Annotated in this window: 16 protein-coding genes; 5 read left to right on the top strand and 11 right to left on the bottom strand. The window is 69.0% G+C overall.

Annotation, left to right across the window (positions count from 1 at the left end):
* Positions 1-388: 388 nt before the first annotated feature.
* A complete protein-coding gene (locus tag AC2IPW_RS21780) occupies positions 389-1,687 on the bottom strand; it encodes an alpha/beta hydrolase family protein (protein ID WP_486375658.1) in 1,299 nt (432 codons plus the stop codon).
* 71 nt (positions 1,688-1,758) lie between these two features.
* Positions 1,759-2,250, bottom strand: a complete 492-nt coding sequence (locus AC2IPW_RS21785; protein WP_486375659.1) for a metallophosphoesterase family protein — start codon at positions 2,248-2,250, stop codon at positions 1,759-1,761.
* A 143-nt stretch (positions 2,251-2,393) separates the two neighbouring features.
* On the opposite strand from AC2IPW_RS21785, the gene AC2IPW_RS21790 reads away from it, so the two are divergent.
* Positions 2,394-4,160: a thiamine pyrophosphate-requiring protein gene (locus tag AC2IPW_RS21790; RefSeq protein ID WP_416061957.1), complete on the top strand. Its 1,767-nt coding sequence runs from the start codon at positions 2,394-2,396 to the stop codon at positions 4,158-4,160.
* Positions 4,161-4,166: 6 nt separating this feature from the next.
* Here AC2IPW_RS21790 and AC2IPW_RS21795 read toward each other — a convergent pair whose 3' ends face one another.
* Both AC2IPW_RS21795 and AC2IPW_RS21800 read right to left on the bottom strand, forming a co-directional pair.
* Complete coding sequence (locus AC2IPW_RS21795; RefSeq protein WP_486375660.1) at positions 4,167-6,218, bottom strand: CocE/NonD family hydrolase; 2,052 nt, start codon at positions 6,216-6,218, stop codon at positions 4,167-4,169.
* The gene (locus tag AC2IPW_RS21800; protein WP_486375661.1) at positions 6,218-7,504 is read right to left on the bottom strand and encodes an ATP-grasp domain-containing protein; all 1,287 of its coding nucleotides are present in this window, start codon (positions 7,502-7,504) and stop codon (positions 6,218-6,220) included. Before AC2IPW_RS21800 ends, AC2IPW_RS21795 begins: the two co-directional genes overlap by 1 nt.
* Before the next feature lie 192 nt (positions 7,505-7,696).
* Between AC2IPW_RS21800 and phoU the strand changes: the two genes are divergently transcribed.
* Positions 7,697-8,368: a phosphate signaling complex protein PhoU gene (gene phoU, locus AC2IPW_RS21805; RefSeq protein ID WP_486375662.1), complete on the top strand. Its 672-nt coding sequence runs from the start codon at positions 7,697-7,699 to the stop codon at positions 8,366-8,368.
* Here phoU and AC2IPW_RS21810 read toward each other — a convergent pair.
* A complete protein-coding gene (locus AC2IPW_RS21810; RefSeq protein ID WP_054372498.1) occupies positions 8,319-8,606 on the bottom strand; it encodes a hypothetical protein in 288 nt (95 codons plus the stop codon). The two genes, phoU and AC2IPW_RS21810, sit on opposite strands and share 50 nt — an antisense overlap.
* Positions 8,607-8,704: 98 nt before the next feature.
* Between AC2IPW_RS21810 and AC2IPW_RS21815 the strand changes: the two genes are divergently transcribed.
* A complete protein-coding gene (locus tag AC2IPW_RS21815) occupies positions 8,705-9,502 on the top strand; it encodes an SDR family oxidoreductase (RefSeq protein WP_486375663.1) in 798 nt (265 codons plus the stop codon).
* Positions 9,503-9,504: 2 nt separating this feature from the next.
* Here the strand turns inward: AC2IPW_RS21815 and AC2IPW_RS21820 are convergent, their stop codons facing one another.
* Positions 9,505-10,932 carry a DUF1254 domain-containing protein gene (locus tag AC2IPW_RS21820; protein WP_416061962.1) on the bottom strand — a complete coding sequence of 476 codons (1,428 nt, stop codon included), beginning with the start codon at positions 10,930-10,932 and terminating at the stop codon, positions 9,505-9,507.
* A gap of 287 nt (positions 10,933-11,219) precedes the next feature.
* Between AC2IPW_RS21820 and AC2IPW_RS21825 the strand changes: the two genes are divergently transcribed.
* Both AC2IPW_RS21825 and AC2IPW_RS21830 read left to right on the top strand, forming a co-directional pair.
* Positions 11,220-12,581, top strand: a complete 1,362-nt coding sequence (locus AC2IPW_RS21825; RefSeq protein WP_486375664.1) for an APC family permease — start codon at positions 11,220-11,222, stop codon at positions 12,579-12,581.
* A gap of 184 nt (positions 12,582-12,765) precedes the next feature.
* Positions 12,766-13,515: an acetate uptake transporter family protein gene (locus AC2IPW_RS21830; protein ID WP_486375665.1), complete on the top strand. Its 750-nt coding sequence runs from the start codon at positions 12,766-12,768 to the stop codon at positions 13,513-13,515.
* A 155-nt stretch (positions 13,516-13,670) separates the two neighbouring features.
* On the opposite strand, the gene AC2IPW_RS21835 is transcribed toward AC2IPW_RS21830, so the two are convergent.
* From AC2IPW_RS21835 to AC2IPW_RS21855, 5 genes are all read right to left on the bottom strand, one after another.
* Positions 13,671-14,078, bottom strand: a complete 408-nt coding sequence (locus AC2IPW_RS21835) for a four-helix bundle copper-binding protein (RefSeq protein WP_289381549.1) — start codon at positions 14,076-14,078, stop codon at positions 13,671-13,673.
* A gap of 129 nt (positions 14,079-14,207) precedes the next feature.
* Positions 14,208-15,107 (bottom strand): potassium channel family protein, encoded by a 900-nt coding sequence (locus tag AC2IPW_RS21840; protein ID WP_486375666.1) that lies wholly within the window; start codon positions 15,105-15,107, stop codon positions 14,208-14,210.
* A complete protein-coding gene (locus AC2IPW_RS21845; protein ID WP_486375667.1) occupies positions 15,092-16,468 on the bottom strand; it encodes a DUF2254 domain-containing protein in 1,377 nt (458 codons plus the stop codon). The genes AC2IPW_RS21840 and AC2IPW_RS21845 overlap by 16 nt, the downstream gene beginning before the upstream one ends.
* Before the next feature lie 7 nt (positions 16,469-16,475).
* A complete protein-coding gene (locus AC2IPW_RS21850; protein WP_486375668.1) occupies positions 16,476-17,033 on the bottom strand; it encodes a DUF421 domain-containing protein in 558 nt (185 codons plus the stop codon).
* 56 nt (positions 17,034-17,089) lie between these two features.
* On the bottom strand, positions 17,090-18,322 hold the full coding sequence (locus tag AC2IPW_RS21855; RefSeq protein WP_486375669.1) for a cation:proton antiporter domain-containing protein: 1,233 nt from the start codon (positions 18,320-18,322) through the stop codon (positions 17,090-17,092).
* Between the last annotated feature and the right edge of the window lie 29 nt (positions 18,323-18,351).

Here is an 18,351-nt window from a genome sequence, read left to right on the forward strand (position 1 = left end):
GCGGGCCCACTCCGGTGCGCACGCCGGTGTGCCCCACGCCGGGGTACTGCGGGTTCGAGTGTTTCGCTGAAGTTGTCACCATCGGGGCGGGCGTACGGGGCCAAACTGCTGTCCTCGACGTTCGAGTAGTCCGTTCAATAACGGATTGGTCACGGTCGAGTCACAGATTAGCGCATGCTTGCGGCTGTGGGTAGCGCGTCCCGGCTGACCGAATGTCACATCCGGTCGGTTCCGCGACCCGAATGTGACATTCGGTCGGAGGAAGCGCAGCCGCGCGCCGGGCAGTCAGCTGCGACAACTACCGAACTGCTGTCGCGGCTGCCCGGGAACCGCGCGGGTGTGGACTGGACACCGCCGCGGGGCCGGCTCCTGCCGGCTGCCACCTCGATCAGCCTTCCGCGGCCTCGCGCGACGACGCGCCGCCCGGAGCCCGGACGCGGTCCGGGTCGACCAGCACCGTGCCCAGCCAGTCGAACATCCGCTGATCGGTGAGAGCGCGGCCGAGGGGCTGGCAGTGGAAGTTGGCTCCCTCCGCGGCGGTGAAGGCGACGAGTTCCTTCACCCCCGGCAGCCCCTCGGCGAGCCGGCGGGACTGGCCGGGCCAGAACTGCTCGTCCTCCGGGTCGGTGACCAACATCGGCGTCGTGATCGCGCCGGCGAGGTCGCCGAGCCGGTACTTCAGCACCTCGGTGAGGGTGTCGAAGTACGAGTCCATCCGGCGGTAGGGGCGGGCCCGGAACCGCCAGGTGCGTTCGAGCCGGCCCGACAGCCGCATGCCGAAGGCCATGTCCCGGTCGAACTTCTCCCGGTCGCCCTTCTCGAGCAGTTCGATCATGTTCTTCGGCATGTGCGCGAGCCACGACGCGGACACGTCGACCACGCCGGGGTCGGCGACGGCGGCTGCGATCCGGTGCTCGAAGGCCAATGCGCGCGGAACCCAGTATCCGCCCTGGCTGATCCCGTAGAGCGCGATGCGCGACTCGTCGACCTCCGGGTACCGGAGAAGGAAGTCCACGATCGGGGTGATCACAGCCTCCCAGTCGTGGCGGAACGGCACGCCGCGTTCGAACAGCATGGACTGCTGGCCGGGGCCGTCGAAGAACAGCACGTTGTAGCCGCGCGCCAGGGCACCGGCCCCCGCGGCGGTCCACAGGCTGCTGATCGGTCCGTCGCTGCCGTTGTTCAGGATCAGTGTGGGGCGGGGCTCGCCGGTCTCCACACCGAGCGGACGCAGCAGGTAGCCCGGCAGGAAGCCGTCCTCGTAGGGAATGTCGACCTGTTCGGCCGGGTGCGGGGTGGTCTCGACGAACCGGTCCCACGCCGCCCGATGCTGCCGGAACGTCGGCAGCAGCGGGCCGTCTTCGCCCAGCCCGTCGACGGAGTTGACTGCGGTAGCGAAATACGTTGCCGCACGCAGGTATGCGCCTGCGGCACTGACCGCGTGCCCGGCCTCGGCGGAGGCGTCGGCGAGCCGTCGGACGCGATTGCCGAGCGCCACCCAGGCGTCGAACCACTTCTCGGGGTCCTTCTCCCCGATCGGGGCGATGGTGGCGAGCACCTCCCCCACGTCCGCCGCGCCGTGCACGGCCTGCCCGAGCAGGAATCGGACGTCGAAGTCGAGGTCCTCGTCGCGATAGAAGCCTGCAGTGAACGCCTGGTGGGGATGCGCGAAGAAGGATGCGGGCATGTGAGCTCCCTCGGGCGGTAGCGGGGCACACCCACCGTACGCCCGAACCGGTCGTTCGGCTCGATTTCCGGTCACAGGCGGTGCAGTGCGACCTCGCCCAGTGCGCCGTCGGCGACGGTGGCGGTTATGTAGGTGCAGAACGGTTGTCGCCGGCGGTCCGTCGGCGACCCCGGGTTCAGCAGCCGCAGCCCTGTCGCCGTGGTGGTGTCCCACGGGATGTGGCTGTGCCCGAACACCAGGACGTCGGTGTCCGGGTACGCCGCCGACATCCGTCGGTCGCGGCCTGCCGAGGCGCCGGTCTCGTGGACGACGGTGAAGCGCACATCCTCGAGCGTCACGCGTGCGGTCTCGGGCATCCGGCCTCGCAGCTCGGCACCGTCGTTGTTACCCCAGCACGCGACCAACCGGGCCGCCCGCTCGGACAGGGCGTCGAAGAGCGCGACGTCGACCCAGTCCCCGGCGTGCAGCACCACGTCGGCGCGATCGACCTCCTCCCACACCCGCGCCGGCAGGTCCCGCGCGCGGACGGGGACGTGGGTGTCGGCCAGCAGCAGCAACCTCATGCGATCAGTGTGCCCGCCAGGTTTTCGCCCCACGGCGAGGTTTCACGCGGCTCCCACCGGGCACCCCGCCCCGAGTACGCGACGAACGAGTACACGACGAACGATGCCCGCGGCGGACGGCGGGCGCCACCGGGAGGAACACCATGGCCAACGTCGCCGACGGGATTGTCGACCGGCTCCGGGCCTGGGGCGTGCACCGCGTCTTCGGCTACGCCGGCGACGGCATCGACCCGATCCTGGCCGCGCTCGACCGCTCGTCCGAGCACATCGAACTCGTCACGACCCGGCACGAGGAGATGGCGGCGTTCATGGCAACCGGCCACGCCAAGTACACGGGCGAGGTGGGGGTGTGCCTGGCCACCCAGGGGCCGGGGGCGGTGCATCTGCTGACCGGCCTGTACGACGCCAAACTCGACGGCAAACCGGTGGTGGCGATCGTCGGGCACGTGGTGACGACGGCCCAGGGCAGCGGCTACCAGCAGGAAGTCGCGCTGCCCACCCTGTTCAAGGACGTGTGCGCCCAGTACGTGCAGACCCTCGACACCCCCGAACAACTCGACGCGGTACTCGACAACGCATTCCGCACCGCGCGGGCGACGTCGAGCCCGACGTGCGTGATCGTCCCGCACGACGTGCAGCAGGCGGGCGTCGCCGAGGAGGAGCACACCCACGGCGTGGTTCCCAGCGCCGCGACGGTCGCGGTCCCACGGGTCCTGCCCACCGACGCGGACCTCGACCGGGCCGCCGACCTGCTGAACTCCGGGCAGCGGATCGCGCTGCTCGTCGGCCAGGGCGCCCACGGTGCGGCCCGGGAGGTCGACGAACTCGCGGAACTGCTCGGCGCGGGTGTGACGACGTCGCTGCTCGGCAAGCCCGTCATCGACGAGTCCCGGGACTGGGCCTGCGGTGTCATGGGGCATCTCGGCACCACCGCCGCGGCGGACCTGACGACCGGTTGCGACACCCTGCTGATCGTGGGCAGCAACGACCCGTGGACGGAGTTCTATCCCGCTCCGGGCCAGGCGCGCGCCGTGCAGATCGACATCGACGCCCGCAACCTCGGCGCCAAGTATCCCGTCGAGGTGCCCCTCGCCGGGGACGCCCGCGAAACGCTGCGCGCCCTGCTGCCACGGCTGCACCGAACCGACCGCCCGTGGCGCCGCGACGTCGAGCAGATGGTCCGGAACTGGCGGCGGATCGCCGCCGCACGACGCACGGAGCCCGCGGACGGGCTCGATCCGCAGGCGGTCGTCGCGGCCCTGTCCGACCATCTCCCCCCGGACGCCCAGGTGGCGGTGGACGTCGGTTCGGTCGTGTACTGGTACGCCCGGTTCCTGCGACTGCCACCGGGAGTGCCGGCACACCTGTCGAGCACCCTCGCCTCGATGGGATCCGCGATGCCGTACGGCCTGGCCGCCAAGCTCGCCCACCCGGATCGCCCGGTGGTCGCGCTGGCCGGGGACGGCGCCATGCAGATGAACGGCATCTCGGAGCTGATCACTCTCGCCCACCGCTGGCGCGACTGGGCCGATCCGCGCTTCGCCGTCCTCGTCCTCGACAACGGAGATCTCACCGAGGTGTCCTGGGAGCAGCGGGAAATGGAGGGCGATGCCCGCATCCCCGCCTCGCAGACCGTCCCGCCCTTCCCCTACGCCGACTACGCCCGTCTGCTCGGTCTCGAGGGCATCCGGATCGATCGGCCCGAGGACGTCGACGAGGCGTGGCGTACCGCCCTGAGCGCCGATCGTCCGGTGCTGATCCAGGCGGTCGTCGACCCGGGCACCCCGCTGCTGCCACCGCGTGCCCCCGCGGAGAAGGTGGAGACGATGCTCCGGGCCCTCGAGCGGGAGGGCGCGCACGCGGCGGCACAGCGGCTGCGCCGGCAACGCGAGCAGGAAGCAGCCAACTGACGGCGGTCAGACGAGGTTCCGCGGAATGCGGCGGTGCCAGTTCTGCGAATGGACCCGATTCTCCACCGGCCGCGGGTCGACGTCCGGGTTCCCCAACTCGAACGCGTCCAGGCGGGCGTCGATGACGAATTCGTCTGCTGTGCACCGCAACACGGTGTTCGTCGTGATCTCGGTACGCCAGTCGCCGCGTTCGAGGCGGCGCACGGTCCTCGTCTCGCCCCGCACGGAATCGACGTCGTTGCCCCGGAAGCTGAACCACTCGGTGGTGGCGCGGCGGACCGTCGTGCCGACGTCGTCGAGCAGGATCGTGCCCTGATCGTTCTCGATCTCGAGGGTGGAGACCCCGGTCGCCAGGTCGCGTTCGACCTTCCAGTGGTGCCGGCCCGGTTCCAGGTGCGTCGCGGGGGCCTCCGGAGCAGCCTCGGGGGGGCCGAACGCACGTAGTCTCTCGTCGTCCCCGGGACGCTGTGGGCGGTGGGGAAGCGTCAGGGTGCTGGTGCCCGTATTCACCGTCAGCATCACAGGTTCCGGCGACGGCCACGCCAGCGGCCAGTACGACGAGGACACGGACAACCGGATGCGATGGCCGGCGGGGAACGAGTGGGCCATCCCGTTGAGCGGCACCCGCACACGGTACGTCCGGCCCGGCTCGAGGGGTTGCGGGTCGCCGCTGCCGTCGCGGTGGGTGAGATTCAGCAGGCCGTAGGTGACGCGGGTGGCCTCGCCGTCCGGCGCCACATCCGACAGACGCGCCGCCACCATCGCATTGGGTCGGTCCGCCGACACGTCCAACTCGAGCGTCGGCAGCCCGAACACCTCGAAGGTGTCGTCGAGCGGTTCGGTCTCGAACACCAGCGAACCGCCGTCGTCCTCCCGCTGATCGCCCGGCAGGTCCGGTGTCGCGGCATACGAGGCCCACTTGCCGGCGAACATGCCCACACTGAGCGGCGACTGCAGCCGGATCCGGTGGTGGTCGGCTTCCTCAGCAGGCTTGTCGGACAACGAATGCCGGGTCAGAGTGTAACGCCGGTCCTCGATGTTCGGGGACGGCCAGCACGGTTCCGACACCCAGCGACCGGGCCGGTCCGCGTACGTCGGCTGCGGCGGGATGCTGTCCTGCATCCAGGCCCGCAACACCGGCTCGTCCATGATTCCGGTGTCGCGGCCCTTGAGCCAATGATCCCACCAGCGGACGAGTTCCTGCAGGAACCCGATCGCCGGCCCGGGCACGCCCAGGTGCGGATACCTGTGCCCCCACGGGCCGATCAGACCGAGACGCGGAACGTGCAGATGTTCGAGCAGCCGGAAGATCGCGTTGGTGTAGCCGTCCGCCCAGCCGCCGACCGCGAGCACCGGACACTCCACGTCCCCGTAGTTCTCGTTCACCGACGCCCGCTTCCAGTAGTCGTCGCGGTGCTGATGCTCGAGCCACTTCTCGATCCACAATCCGCTGCCGGACAGGCGCTCGTGCCACATCTCCCGCCACCGGTCACCGACGATCGCCGGATCCGGGGGCAGGCTGTTGAACGCGAACATCACCGTCGCCTCGGACAGATTGTCCGAGAGCAGGCATCCGCCCATATAGTGCATGTTGTCGACGTACAGATCCTCGGTGGCGGAGGCACTGACGATCGCCTTGAGCGCCGGCGGGCGGCGGGCGGCCACCTGCAGACTGTTGAACCCGCCCCACGAGATACCCATCATGCCGACATTGCCGTCGCACCAGGGCTGTTCGGCGAGCCATGCGATGACGTTGCAGGCGTCGTCGTGTTCGGCGGCCAGATACTCGTCGGCGAGCACCCCGTCGGAGTCTCCGCTGCCGCGCATGTCCACACGCACGGACACGTAGCCGTGCCCGGCGAGATAGGGGTGGTTGAGAGCATCCCGCGCCCGGGTCAGGTCCCGCTTCCGATACGGGATGTACTCGAGCACCGCCGGGACCGGTTCGTCGGTGACCGGGCGCCACATCCGGGCGGCCAGGCGCGCGCCGTCGCGCATGGGAACGAACACGTTCTCGACGTCTCGCACCTCGTACGGGAACGACTCGACCGTGTGCACTAGGCGGCCTCCTCGAATTCGAAGGGCAGTGCCTCGAGGCAGTCGCGATAACGCTGCTCCAGTTCGTCATGACCGGAAGCGCCGAGGTAGAGGGTGGCGAGCTTGTACCGGTAGGCGTCCTGGTTGGGTAGGTCGGACAGCCGGGTGCCGGGCTGTACGTCGATCCGCACGACCGTACCGGGGAAACGTGCCTGCAGCGCGGCGATCTCACTCTCACTCGGGACGCGGGTGACGATGCCGTCGTCGTAGCGGGGCACCATGCACTGGGCCGCCACCGCGAATTCGCCCTTCCGCTGCGGCATCCGCGGCCGACGGCCGAGAGCGACGTCGATCGCCACCGCGTGATTGGACGCTCCGTCCACCTTCGCGAACAGGTCGCTGTGCGACTGCGAGATGCGGGTGTTCACCTCGATGAGCCACAGCTTGCCCGTCTCGGCGTCCCACATGAATTCGGAGTTGAAGCAACCGTTGTCGTAGCCGGTGTGCCGGAGATAGCGCTCGGTGACGTCGATCATCTGCTGTTGCACCTCGGGCGGGACGGTGCGCGCGGGGTAGTCGAGGTGATCGAAGCTGTGGCCGGACTCGTCCTTGCGCATGTCGAACACGCCGTGCACTCCGAACTCTCCCTGGAAGATCGACCCTTCGGGCGCTGCCTGCGTGCCGGTGACGATCTGTTCGGCCAGGCAGGTGCGAGCGCCCGCGGCGCGCGCCTCCACCGGGATGTCCACGTGAGCCAGCGCTTGGTCGAAGGGACTCGCGATGCGGCCGATCTCCTCTCGGATGCGTGCGGTCGCGGAGGCGAACTCCTCGGCGTTCGACACTTCGAAGCCCAGCTGGGACGAGTGCGCCTTGATCGGCTTGACCCAGAACGGGAACGGGACGTCGATCTTGTCGAGTGCCTCCGGATCGAAGGGATCGAACGCGTCGAAAGCCGGCACACACTCGGGCACGACCTCACGCTGCAGGATGCGGCTCCACAGCTTGTGTTCACTGCGGATCACACTCTCGAGGCTCGGCGACGGCAGGCCGCGTGCGGCCGCGAGAACAGGCACGAGCACGCTGGTCGGAAAGTCCCAGTGGGCGATGATCGCGTCGACACTGCCCTCGAACGAATCGAGCTCCTTGTCCGCTCTCTCGAGCAATGTGTCGAAGTCGAAGCTCTCGGCGGAGACCAGCGACTCGTAGTCGAGCAATCCGTGGAAGGTGAAGCCTTCGGGAATCTCGACGGTGCCGAGCTCTCCGCGCTGCAGATCGGTCAGTCCAGGTACGAAAATGTTCTCAGTCATCGTGAACTGGCTATCCCCGTCGGGTCGCAACGAAACCTCGGCCGTCCGGTCGGACCGTATTGCGGGGATTGCCGGACTGTGTGCGCCGCGACCGGGTATTGCGGGGAAACTCGTCGATGGGGGTATACCGGGGGCCATCTCCGGGTATGCCTTCCTGACAGCAACGGAGGACAGCGCAGTGGATCGGTACACATGAGGGCGTCGTTCGATCAGCAATTACGCAACCTCACCGGTCAGCTCCGGGGTCTCGCCGAACTCGCCGCGAGGGCCCTGGAGCTGTCGACACGTGCGTTGCTCGACGGCGACGTCGCAGCAGCCGAGGAAGCGCTCGATCTCGGCGAGGACATCGACACCTTGCACACCGAGTGCAGCGAACGAGCCGTGGCGATCCTTGCCTTGCAGCATCCGGTCGCCGGGGATCTGCGGTTCGTGTTCTCCGCGGTGCGCATGAGCAGCGATCTGGCACGCATGGGCCAGCTCGCCCTGCACATCGCGCGCGCAGCCCGGCGTCGCACCCCCGGCGAGCTCGTCCCCGATCAGGTCCGGGGCGACATCACCCGGATGGGCGAACTCACGGCCACGATGGTCCGCGCCCTGTGCGATGCCTTCCGCGAGCCGAAGCTGGAGCTGGCCGCGCAGATCCGGAGGACCGACGCGGAACTCGACCTCGTCCACGCCCGCGTCCTCGGGACCCTGCGGGATCCGGCCTGGACGCACGGCGTGACCCCCGCCGTCGACCTCGCCCTGGTGGCTCGCTTCTACGAACGCTTCGGAGACCAGGCCGTGGACGTGGCCGAACGGGTCGTCTTCCTGATCACCGGACGTCGCCCCGACGGCGATCCAGCTCTACCCGGGCGGCCCTGAGAATGTGCCCGGGCCGGTCCGGGTTCACGGTCCGTTCGAGGTCGGCGACGAACTCCTCCACACGCTCCGTGGGCCAGGATTCCAGCCCTCGGCCCGTGCGCTCGGGGTAAGCGGCGTGGACGACGTCGAGGATCCGGTGCGCCAGCCGGCTCGCGTCCTCCACGTCGAGACGGTGGGTCGTGCCGTTCAGGGTGACGTCCAGCCCGTCGCCGGTGTCGGTCACGGCAAAGGTGGTCATGTGTGCCTCCTGTGCTCCCCAGGCGTGAGGGTACTCGAGACGACCACCCGCGACCACCGACGGCGTGTCAGCGGCCGGCGACTGGGTACTCGCCGGACATGAGCATTCCTGCACACGAGCGGCTCGCGATCGTCACCGGTGCCGATTCGGGAATCGGCAAGGCCACGGCCGAGACGCTGGCCTCGGAAGGATTCGACGTGGGCATCACGTTCCACACCGACGAAGCCGGCGCCCGCAGCACCCGGGACGGGATCGAGGAGCGCGGCCAGCGCTGTTTCGTCGTCCGCCAGGATCTGACCAGCCCGGACACCGCCGACGTCGTCGACACGCTCGCCGAGAAGCTCGGCGGTCTGGGTGTTCTGGTCAACAACGCCGGAACCGGGCACATGGACCGAGTCCTCGACCTCGGCTACGAGACGTGGCGGGAGGTGCTCGCGACCGACCTCGACGGTCCGTTCCTGTGCGCTCAGCGCGCGGCTCGCCGGATGATCGCCGGTGGCCGCGGGGGCCGGATCATCAACGTCACGAGCGTGCACGAGCACATCCCCCGGCTCGGGGCCGCCGCCTACTGCAGCGCCAAGGCCGGCCTGGGCATGCTCACCAAATGCCTCGCACTGGAGTTGAGCCGGCACGGGATCCTCGTCAATACGATTGCGCCCGGCGAGATCTCGACCCCGATGACAGGCATGGACGAGTCACAGGCGTACCACGAGGACCGTCCCGGCAATCCGGTCGGCCGGCCCGGGCACGTCCACGAAGTCGCCTCGGCCATCGCATTTCTCGCATCGCCACGCTCGTCGTACCTCACGGGCGGCTCGATTCCCGTCGACGGCGGGCTGATGCTCATGGCCGCGCACGGTCACGACATGGCCGAGGAAGCCTGGCGCGAGATCTGACGTCACACCGGCTCGATGTCCGGTAGCCGCCACGTCCTGTCGAACCACGGTTCGAGAGGACCGTACAACCGGAACATGGCCCACCAGCTCTTGCCGGGCACGGTCTGGATCCAGTTGTGGCCGCCCTCGGGTGGCTCGGGGCCGAAGTGGATGTCGACGGAGCCGTCGTCGTTCGGGGTGAAATCCCGGTCCTGGCTCGTCACCGACGGCCACTCCTGCCCGGTCTGCAGCATCGACCGGGTCTGGGTGTCGTAGACGAGGACGGACCAGAAATTGGCGGCCGGAACGTCGGCGGGAACGCGGAGCCGGTAGGTCCGGCCGCCGTCGAACGGGTTGCCGTCGGTGTCGACGCAGGCAACGACGTATTGGGACCCGGCGCCGATCTTCTCGACGTCCTCTGCCGGACTCACGCCGGTGACCGAGAAGTTGAACTGCACGGCAGCGTCGAGCAGGGCGACCCCGTCTTCTTCGAACCGATGGCCACCGAGGAAGAATGCGCGCCAGGTGCTGCCCGGGTAACGGTAGGCCTCTGGCTGCCGGAACCGGTAGGTGAGGGCGCGACCGGTGGCGTCACCCACCGCGGCTGCTTCGGTCAGAATCGCCCGCATGCGCTCGTCCGGGTCGAACGGCCTGCCGCGCCGGATGCCGATCGAGGCGAAGAATCCCAGGGTGAGCGGATCGGACGATTCGGGCGGTTCGGACTGCACCACCTCGTCGAGCATTTCCCACGCCCGGAAGTCGGCGGGCGGGACGCCGACCATCGGTTCCGGCGACACGTTCACGAACCGCATGGACGGTGGACGGTCGGCGAGCGCGAGGGGATAAGCCCGGGTCTTGTCCTTGATGACCTCGACGGCGGGATGGGGATCGCCGTGCTCGTCGAGGAAGCCGCGAACGAACATCGCCATGCCGAAGCCCTTGGTACGCACCACGAAGTAGCCGTCGGGAACCTCACCGTCGTAGCCCGGAGGCAGCAGCAGGTAGGCGCCGCCCTCGCCCTTGTCGGGTCCGGACAGGCCGACGTCGGCCACCCAACGCCCCCAGCTGTCGTCGATCGCGCCCAGCACACCGGGCGGCGCCTCGATCACGAGCGGACCGTCGTGCAGGTCGATCCAGATGGCGGTGTAGGAGGTGCTCGTGTTCGCCGTGAGCCAGACGGTGCACGGATGCATCAGGTCTTCGAAGACGTACGCCGTCGAGTTCACCGGCCCCTGCTCCAGGAGCGCCCTGCGCATCGCCATCATGTTCAGCGCGGGCAGCGCCAGCAGGTACGCCTGGACGGCGCGCTGGAAGTCCAAATTGTCGAACAACGTCCGGACCGTCGCATCGTCCGGAAAGCCGTCGAAGAATCGCAAGGTCCCCAACCGGGTGTGAACCGCGTCGGGCGACTCGATGCCGGCAGGGATGGGGGTCGCAGTCGTCTTTGTCATCGTCAGCCTCCTCGTCACGATGCCCGACTCCGACGCTACGAATCCCCACACCGGCTCTCAAGGGCCGAAAGCCCACAACTCGCCGCCGCTGCAGATTGCGAGAACGCCGCATCTCGTAACCCCACCCCCCGGTGCTTCCGCCGGCCGTTCGGGGGCGAATCTCCGGCACCACCGGGCGTACGCAATCTTTCCGAGGGTTCTACCCGGCCCAGCCAGGGTAGGCACCGAACAATCGACTGCCCGAGGCGGGCGCGACAACTCGACGAACGTGAAACGAGGTGGAACAGGTGCTGTCGGACACCGAGCAGAAGAAGAAGCAGAAGAAGAAGTTGTCGCTGACCGGATCGGTCGCGCTGGGGACCGGGGTGATGATCGGCGCAGGCATCTTCGCGCTGGTCGGACAGGTGGCGGAACTGGCCGGGTCCTGGGTGCCGTGGGCGTTCGTCGCGGGCGCGCTGGTGGTTGCGTTCAGCGCCTACTCGTACGTGCGGTACTCGAGCACGAACCCGTCCTCGGGTGGGATCGCGATGATCCTGAAGGCCGCGTACGGACCCGGTGTGGTGGCCGGGTCGTTCTCGTTGTTCATGTATGTGTCGATGATCCTGGCCGAGAGCCTGCTGGCCCGGACCTTCGGCACGTACCTGTTGCGCCCGTTCGGGATGCAGGGCTCAGCCGTGTGGGTGCCGGTCCTGGCGGTGGTGGCAATCGTCGCCGCGACGGTGGTCAACCTGGTCGGCAACCGGTGGGTGGAAGGGTCGGCGACGGCGACCGCCGCGATCAAGATCGTCGGGATCGGGGCACTGGCGGTGGCCGGGATCGCCGCCACCGGCGTGTCGGCATTCTCGCGGCTGGTCACCGGGGGCGCGGATGCGACGCCGCCGGAGAGCGGACTACTCGGTTTCCTGGCCGGCATCGCCCTGTGCATCCTGGCGTACAAGGGCTTCACCACGATCACCAATCAGGGTGACGATCTACGCGATCCCCGGCGCAACATCGCGCGCTCGATCGTGATCGCGATCGCGGTGTGCACGGTGCTCTACCTCCTGCTGACCGTCGCGGTCACCGGGAGCCTGTCGGTGCCCGAGATCGTCGCCGCCCGCGACTACGCACTGGCCGAGGCTGCCGAGCCGCTGTTCGGGTCCTGGGGTGTGTGGCTGACGGTGGCGGTGGCGGTGGTCGCGACGTTGTCCGGCTTGGTGGCGAGCCTGTTCTCCGTGTCGCGGCTGTACGACATGTTGCGACAGATGGGCCAGGTGCCCGGGTTGCCGGGGTCGGTGAATCGGCAGTCGCTGCTGATCACGGCAGCGTTGGCGCTGGTGACGGCGACGGTGTTCGATCTGAGTCAGATCGCGTCGCTCGGGGCGATGCTGTACCTGTCGATGGACATCGCCATTCACTGGGGCATGGTCCGTCGTCTGCGCGACGAGGTGGAATTCGCAATCTGGGTCCCGGCGGTGGCGATCGCGCTCGATGTGCTCGTGCTCGTGCCCTTCGTGATCATGAAGGTGCGTACGGATCTGTTCACGGTGGTCGTCACCGCCGTGGTGGCCGTAGCCGTCTTCACGGCACAATGGCTGATCGTACGGCGCCGCGGCGACGCCGAGACCGATCAGCAGTCGTCGGACGGGCGCCGGTCGCAGGGCCTCTGATTTCGCCCGGCGGGTGCGTGGGCCCGCCGACGGTCGGTGGGTCAGCGTCACTTACGCGCTGAACCCACCGACTCGGGCCGAACGGTGCGTCACCGCCTCCGACTCGATGTGCACGTGGATCGAAATCGACTCCACAATGTGGGCCGCAGGGTTTGCACCGTCCAACTCGGGTAGTGCACGGCCCATGACAACTGCCTCGTCCGTCCCACCCGAACCGACCACCGGCGTTGTTACCGGTATCGGCCTGCGTCCCATCGGCACGCCGTTGCCGCTGGGCTTTCTCGGCCTGTGCGTGGCCACCTTCTGCCTTGCCGGTCTGCAGTTGGGTTGGGTACCACAGGAGCAAGGAAAGTCGATTGCCCTGGTGGTCCTCGGTTCGACCGTGCCGGTGCAGTTCATTGCCTGCGTATTCGGGTTCCTGGCACGCGATCCTGTGGCCGGCACCGGCATGGGCGTGCTGGCCGGGACGTGGGCGGCGGTTGCGTTGGTGACCGTGCAGTCCCCACCCGGCGCGGACAGTGCCGGTCTCGGATTGCTGCTACTGGCAGCGGCCGCGGCCATGCTGGTTCCGGCCGTGGCCGGTCGCACCAAGACCGTGGCTGCGGCGGTGATGGGCCTGAGCGCGGTGCGGTTCGCTGTCACCGGACTGGCGCATCTGACCGGCAGCTCGGGGTGGCAGAGCACGGCGGGGTGGATCGGTGTGCTGCTGACGGTGGTGAGTCTGTATGCCGCTCTGGCGTTCGAACTCGAAGGGGTGACCAAGCCGTGCGGTGCTGCCGCTGTGGCGGCGCAGCGACGCCGCCACAGCGATGAACGGGGACGCGGCCGCCCAGCTCACCGACCTCACGCGGAAGCCCGGGGTGCGCCGGCAACTGTGAGCCGCGAGAAACCCACGGTGTGGAAACCGAGTTGCCAGGCGCCTGCGACGCTCTGACCATCGGGACCGAGATCGGTTCGCTGCTGGGTGAATTCATATTCCGGAAGTAGCTCACCGCGGTACGCGGATCAGCGGCATCCCCGCGTACCTCGGTACGAACAGACGACGCGGTCGCCGATGTGGGATATGCGGCGACCGGCGACTGCCGGTGCTCAGCCAAGGGAACCGATCAGGTCCCGGCAGGCCTGTTCGCATCGCCGGCACGCCTCTGCGCACGTCTTGCAATGCACGTGGTGGGAGGCGTGCTGGGCGCACTCGTCCCCGCAGGACTTGCACGCCGCCGCGCAGGTCTCGAGCACCGACCGAGTCAGGTCGGCGTCGTAGCCGGTATGGCGCGACAGGACCCGTCCCGTGGTTTCGCAGATGTCGGCGCAATCCAGATCGGTGCGGATGCACTTGATCAACTCGGCCACCGAGTCCTCGCTCAGGCAGGCATCGGCGCAGGCGGTGCACGCCTGCGCGCATTCGATACACGCCTCGATGCACGCGGTGAGCTTGCCGGTGTCGATACCGCCGAGGTCCTTCGGGTAGCTGTCGAGCATGGTCGCTGCAGTGCTCATGAGTTTCCTTTCGTCGAACCGGAACACCAGAGCTGCACGCTCCGGTACGAACTCGCGTACCCACGAGCGTGCGGGACGACACGAGACGCATGATTCGCTTTTCGGCCGATTCGGTTGCGGGGAGTCCTGCTACGTGGTGATCACCGGCTGATGCCGGTGGTCGGCAGCGAAGCGTTCGCAGATCTCGTCGACGGTTCCGCCGGTGTGGAGGAACCCGGCATCCAGACGCCGGGCAAGACGACGGGTCTGTTCGTCGAGGATCGCCGCGGCCCGGCGGACCTCGATCGCGGACGACCCCGCGGCCGCGGCCGCGAGTCGCGGTGCGTACGACAGAGCGGCGGCGAGCGAGAGGTCTCCGTCGGATTCGCGGAAGAAGTAGGTCTCGCCGTACTGCATCAGGTCCAGTTCGCTCGTGGTCAGCGCCTCGGTGACCGAGTCGAGCCACTGCACGGCGATGCTCGCCTCCGCGGCGGGAAGGATCTGTTCGGTGCCGGTGGCCGCCAGAAGCACGAGCCGGCGGGCAGTGGCGCGGCGACGGCTCAGCGCCGGATAGATCTGCAGCACCCAGGAAATCGCCGCAGTGAACAGCACGAACCCCATCAGCGCCTGCAACGGAATCAGCAGTCGCAGCGCCGGATAGGCTGGTGTGATGTCCCCGAAGCCGAGGGTGCCGACGGTCACCAGGGACAGATACAGCGCCATGACCGGGTCCGACGCGGCCGACGGGCGCAGCGCACTGGCGAAGTAGAATCCGTCGGGCATGTGCGGCAGGTAGATCAGGGCCCAGCCGAGCACGATCATCGTCGCCCACGCCCCGGCGGTGACGACGAGTCCGACCGGCCCAACCGAACCCAGCAGCCGCCGTCGCCGCCCGAGGTGGTGCGCCCCACGCCACAGGACCACGAACACCCCCCGGCAGATCGTGCCCAATCCCCGGGGATGCCACAACGTCACGAAGATGTCCCGCAGCGCCCCGACGATCAGCGCCGCACCCACCATGCTCGAGATCCAGATCATGATGTCTGCCATCGTCCTTCGAGGGCGTCGCCCACCTGCCCGGTGAGCTCGTCGAAGTGCCCACGCGTCGCGGTACCGTGGCCCGGGATGTGCTCCCGCAGGCGCCCGAGCTGGTCGGTGATCGCCGCACGCTGCTGCGCAGTGGTGGCCTTCCATGCCAGCTCCCGCAGCATCGACAGCAACGCGTCCAGCACCGCCGGATCGTCGGCGCCGTAGAGCCGCGGCTGAGTGCACACCAGATCCAGCAGTTCGGCGAAGGTCGGTCGCGCCAGCACCACCCGGACCCGGCCGTGCTCGTCGCACAGGGGGTACGGGCCGAGGCGAAGGTCGAGCAGGTCGCCCAGGACCGCGGTGCACGAGACCAGTCCGTGCACCGCGGTGGTCGGGTCGTTGATGCCGGGCGACAGGGCCCGCACCACTACATCGGTCAACTGCCGCAGCCCGTACCCGATGTCCTGGACGGCGGTGCGTTCGCTGCCGGTGCGCAGCGCACCGCGCACCCGCTCGCACAGCCTTCGGGCCTCGTCCTCGGCCGGGGGCTGCGGACGCAGGGACCACCACGACGCGACCGGCGTGCCCGCCAGCACCGGACTGCCCACCGGCCGGCTCACCCACACCACCGCCTCTGCCTGCTCGGCCGCCGCGAGCAGCGCGTGCTCGTCGAGTTCGACCAGGAATCCGGACGAGGCCGCCTCGACGTAGTGCGGGCTCGCCGGGGGGACGGGCAGCGTGGGCCGATCCTGCCGATCCGCAGGCAGCAACCTCGCAGCGGTCTCGCAGGTGTCGGCGCGCACCTGTTCGAGCACGGCCTCGACGCGGATCTGCCGGACCAGATGCCCGAGGAACAGCACGAGTGCGAGGACGCTGGTGACCGCGAGCAGGTACGCCGTCGTGACCGCCAGCTGGGGGACGAAGGCACTGTCGTCGGTGTCGCTGCGGACCGTGCGCAGCACGGTCAGCGCGTAGACGAACGTCGCGAGGAACAGTCCCAGGGTGCGTTGGACGACCCGGTCGGCGGCGAAGGTGCGCAGCAGCCGCGGCGAGTACTGACTACTGGCCAGCTGCAGGGTCACCAGGGTCAGCGAGAACGTCAGCGAGGTGACGGTGATCAGCGAGCCGGCGATCGCACTGAGCACCTCGCGGGCGGCGTCGGCACCACCACCGAACAGGTACCCCGCCACCGTCGGTGGCAGCCGGTCGTCGACGGCGGCGTCGAGCTCGGGCATGCCGATGCCGGCCAGCACGGCCAGCAGCACCGCAGCTGCCGGGACCGGCCACAGCCGCGAACGTATCGCTTCGACGAACACTTGCCGGCGTTTCAGCGCAGCCCCGATCGGTCCCTGTCGTGTCCGGGTCCGAGAGTCGTCGGTCATCGCAGGCTCACTCGGTGCCGTCGGCGCTCGTCGGATTCCGGGCAGAGGCGCGGCGGCCGGGGCGGGTCACATCCTGCAGTGCCGACCCGTCCCCGAACTGTTCGCGACCGATCACACTCAGACTGCCGTCCGACTCCAGCACCACGGCCGCAACCCGGCTGACATCCCCGGTGCCGGTTGCACGGATCGCCTGACGGACCTCTCCTGGGCTGATCCGCTGCTGTGCCAGCGCCGAATCCAGCACGGTGCCGTGGTCGACGAGGATCGTGGGCCGGGCGGTGAGCACGGCGCGGCTCCGGGGCCAGCGGGACGACACGGTCGCAACGATGTACTGCAGGGCGGCCAGCAGGATCAAGGCCACGGCGCCCTCGGCCCAGGCCACGTCGGAGCTGAGCAGGATCGTCGCCAGCGTCGACCCCAGCGCGACGGTGACGACCAGGTCGAACGCGTTGAGCTTGGCCAAGGTTCGTTTGCCGGACACCCTCAGCACGATCACCAGGGCAACGTAGGCCGCCGAGCCCACCAGCAGTACCCGCGCAATTTCCGACCATGTCTCGAACCACATCTGCTGCGAATACCCCGGGAACGGCCCCGCAATCACACTCGGAACCGGGGCGGCGCTCACCGGTGCGGCTCGGGGGACCGCGCCGCCGGAGCCGTGGCCCGCCGGTACAGCACCCGGCCGGCCACCGCGGTGACGCCGAAGACCACCGTGCTCACCGCCAGCACCAGCGACCCCGCGGCCAGCACCGTCTCGTCCGCGCCCAGCCGCTCCGCTTCGAGAGTCAGGTAGAACAGTGCTGACACCCCGATAGGGCCGAACCAGCCCAGATACAGCGCATCCGGCATCGACAGGTGCAGCGGCCGGCGGAGCAACAGCAGAACCGGCACCCGGCGTAGCGTCAGTACCGCCACGACCAGCGCTACTCCCGCCCACCCGAGTTCGGCCCACTGCCGCCAGGGCAGCGCCGCTCCCAGCAGGACGAACAGCGGCAACACCGCAAAGCGGTTGATCGCCTCGTCGATCGGTACCTCCGCCGTCCGCTCGCTGCCGGTACTGGTGAGGTTGAATGCCAGTCCGCCGACGAACACCGCCAGCACCCCGTCGACATGGATCAATCCGGCGACACCCAGAATGCCCAGCGCGAGCACGACGGTGAAGAACAGTGCCGGCGCCGGATCCGTCGCCCCGTACCTCTCCCCCCAGCGCAGGGCCCGGCCACCGGCCCATCCGCTCGCGGCCCCCATCAGCACTGCTCCGGCCACCTGCCACAGCGACTCCAGTGCCGCCGTGCCCGCTCCCATGCCTCCGGCGACGGCGACCGCGGCCAGCACCAGTGGCAACGCCAAACCGTCGTTCGCCCCGGACTCGAGCGAGAGGACCTGCCGATTCCGGGCGGGCAGATCCTCCTCGGCCGCCTCTCCGGTGACGACGTTCGAGGCGAGAACCGGGTCCGTCGGGCACAGGGCCGCGCCCAGCAGCACGGCCGTGGCCAGGGGCATGGACAGCAACGCCCACCCCACTCCTGCGGTGACAGCCGCCATCACCGGCATCGCTACAGCCAGCAACACGGCGACGGGACGCCATTGCCGGCGCACGTCCGTCATCGGATAACGCAGCGCCACCGCCATCACCGATACCGCCAGCAGGATCCGGCTCGCCTCGTGCAACAGCCCCTGCTCGACCGTCAACGCCGGCAGGGAGAGTGCGTCGAGCACGTACGGTCCGAGCAGCACACCCGCCGCAAGCCCGAGCAGAGGTTCGGATACCGGAAGACGGCGCATCTTTGCCGACAACGCCGCCACACCGACGCCCAGCACCCCGACGGTGGCGAGAACGACGTCGATGCTCATGCGTTCAGAGTTGCCCGGAGACCGGCACT

It is taken from the genome of Rhodococcus sp. NS-SX18 (genome assembly GCF_057367935.1).

Excerpts from the sequence above, each read along its gene's own strand:
- AC2IPW_RS21840 (WP_486375666.1), bottom strand. The coding sequence starts at position 15,107 with ATGGCAGACATCATGATCTGGATCTCGAGCATGGTGGGTGCGGCGCTG.
- AC2IPW_RS21790 (WP_416061957.1), top strand. The coding sequence starts at position 2,394 with ATGGCCAACGTCGCCGACGGGATTGTCGACCGGCTCCGGGCCTGGGGC.
- phoU (WP_486375662.1), top strand. The coding sequence starts at position 7,697 with ATGAGGGCGTCGTTCGATCAGCAATTACGCAACCTCACCGGTCAGCTC.
- AC2IPW_RS21800 (WP_486375661.1), bottom strand. The coding sequence starts at position 7,504 with ATGACTGAGAACATTTTCGTACCTGGACTGACCGATCTGCAGCGCGGA.
- AC2IPW_RS21830 (WP_486375665.1), top strand. The coding sequence starts at position 12,766 with ATGACAACTGCCTCGTCCGTCCCACCCGAACCGACCACCGGCGTTGTT.
- AC2IPW_RS21810 (WP_054372498.1), bottom strand. The coding sequence starts at position 8,606 with ATGACCACCTTTGCCGTGACCGACACCGGCGACGGGCTGGACGTCACC.
- AC2IPW_RS21780 (WP_486375658.1), bottom strand. The coding sequence starts at position 1,687 with ATGCCCGCATCCTTCTTCGCGCATCCCCACCAGGCGTTCACTGCAGGC.
- AC2IPW_RS21785 (WP_486375659.1), bottom strand. The coding sequence starts at position 2,250 with ATGAGGTTGCTGCTGCTGGCCGACACCCACGTCCCCGTCCGCGCGCGG.
- AC2IPW_RS21850 (WP_486375668.1), bottom strand. The coding sequence starts at position 17,033 with ATGTGGTTCGAGACATGGTCGGAAATTGCGCGGGTACTGCTGGTGGGC.
- AC2IPW_RS21835 (WP_289381549.1), bottom strand. The coding sequence starts at position 14,078 with ATGAGCACTGCAGCGACCATGCTCGACAGCTACCCGAAGGACCTCGGC.
- AC2IPW_RS21845 (WP_486375667.1), bottom strand. The coding sequence starts at position 16,468 with ATGACCGACGACTCTCGGACCCGGACACGACAGGGACCGATCGGGGCT.
- AC2IPW_RS21820 (WP_416061962.1), bottom strand. The coding sequence starts at position 10,932 with ATGACAAAGACGACTGCGACCCCCATCCCTGCCGGCATCGAGTCGCCC.
- AC2IPW_RS21815 (WP_486375663.1), top strand. The coding sequence starts at position 8,705 with ATGAGCATTCCTGCACACGAGCGGCTCGCGATCGTCACCGGTGCCGAT.
- AC2IPW_RS21855 (WP_486375669.1), bottom strand. The coding sequence starts at position 18,322 with ATGAGCATCGACGTCGTTCTCGCCACCGTCGGGGTGCTGGGCGTCGGT.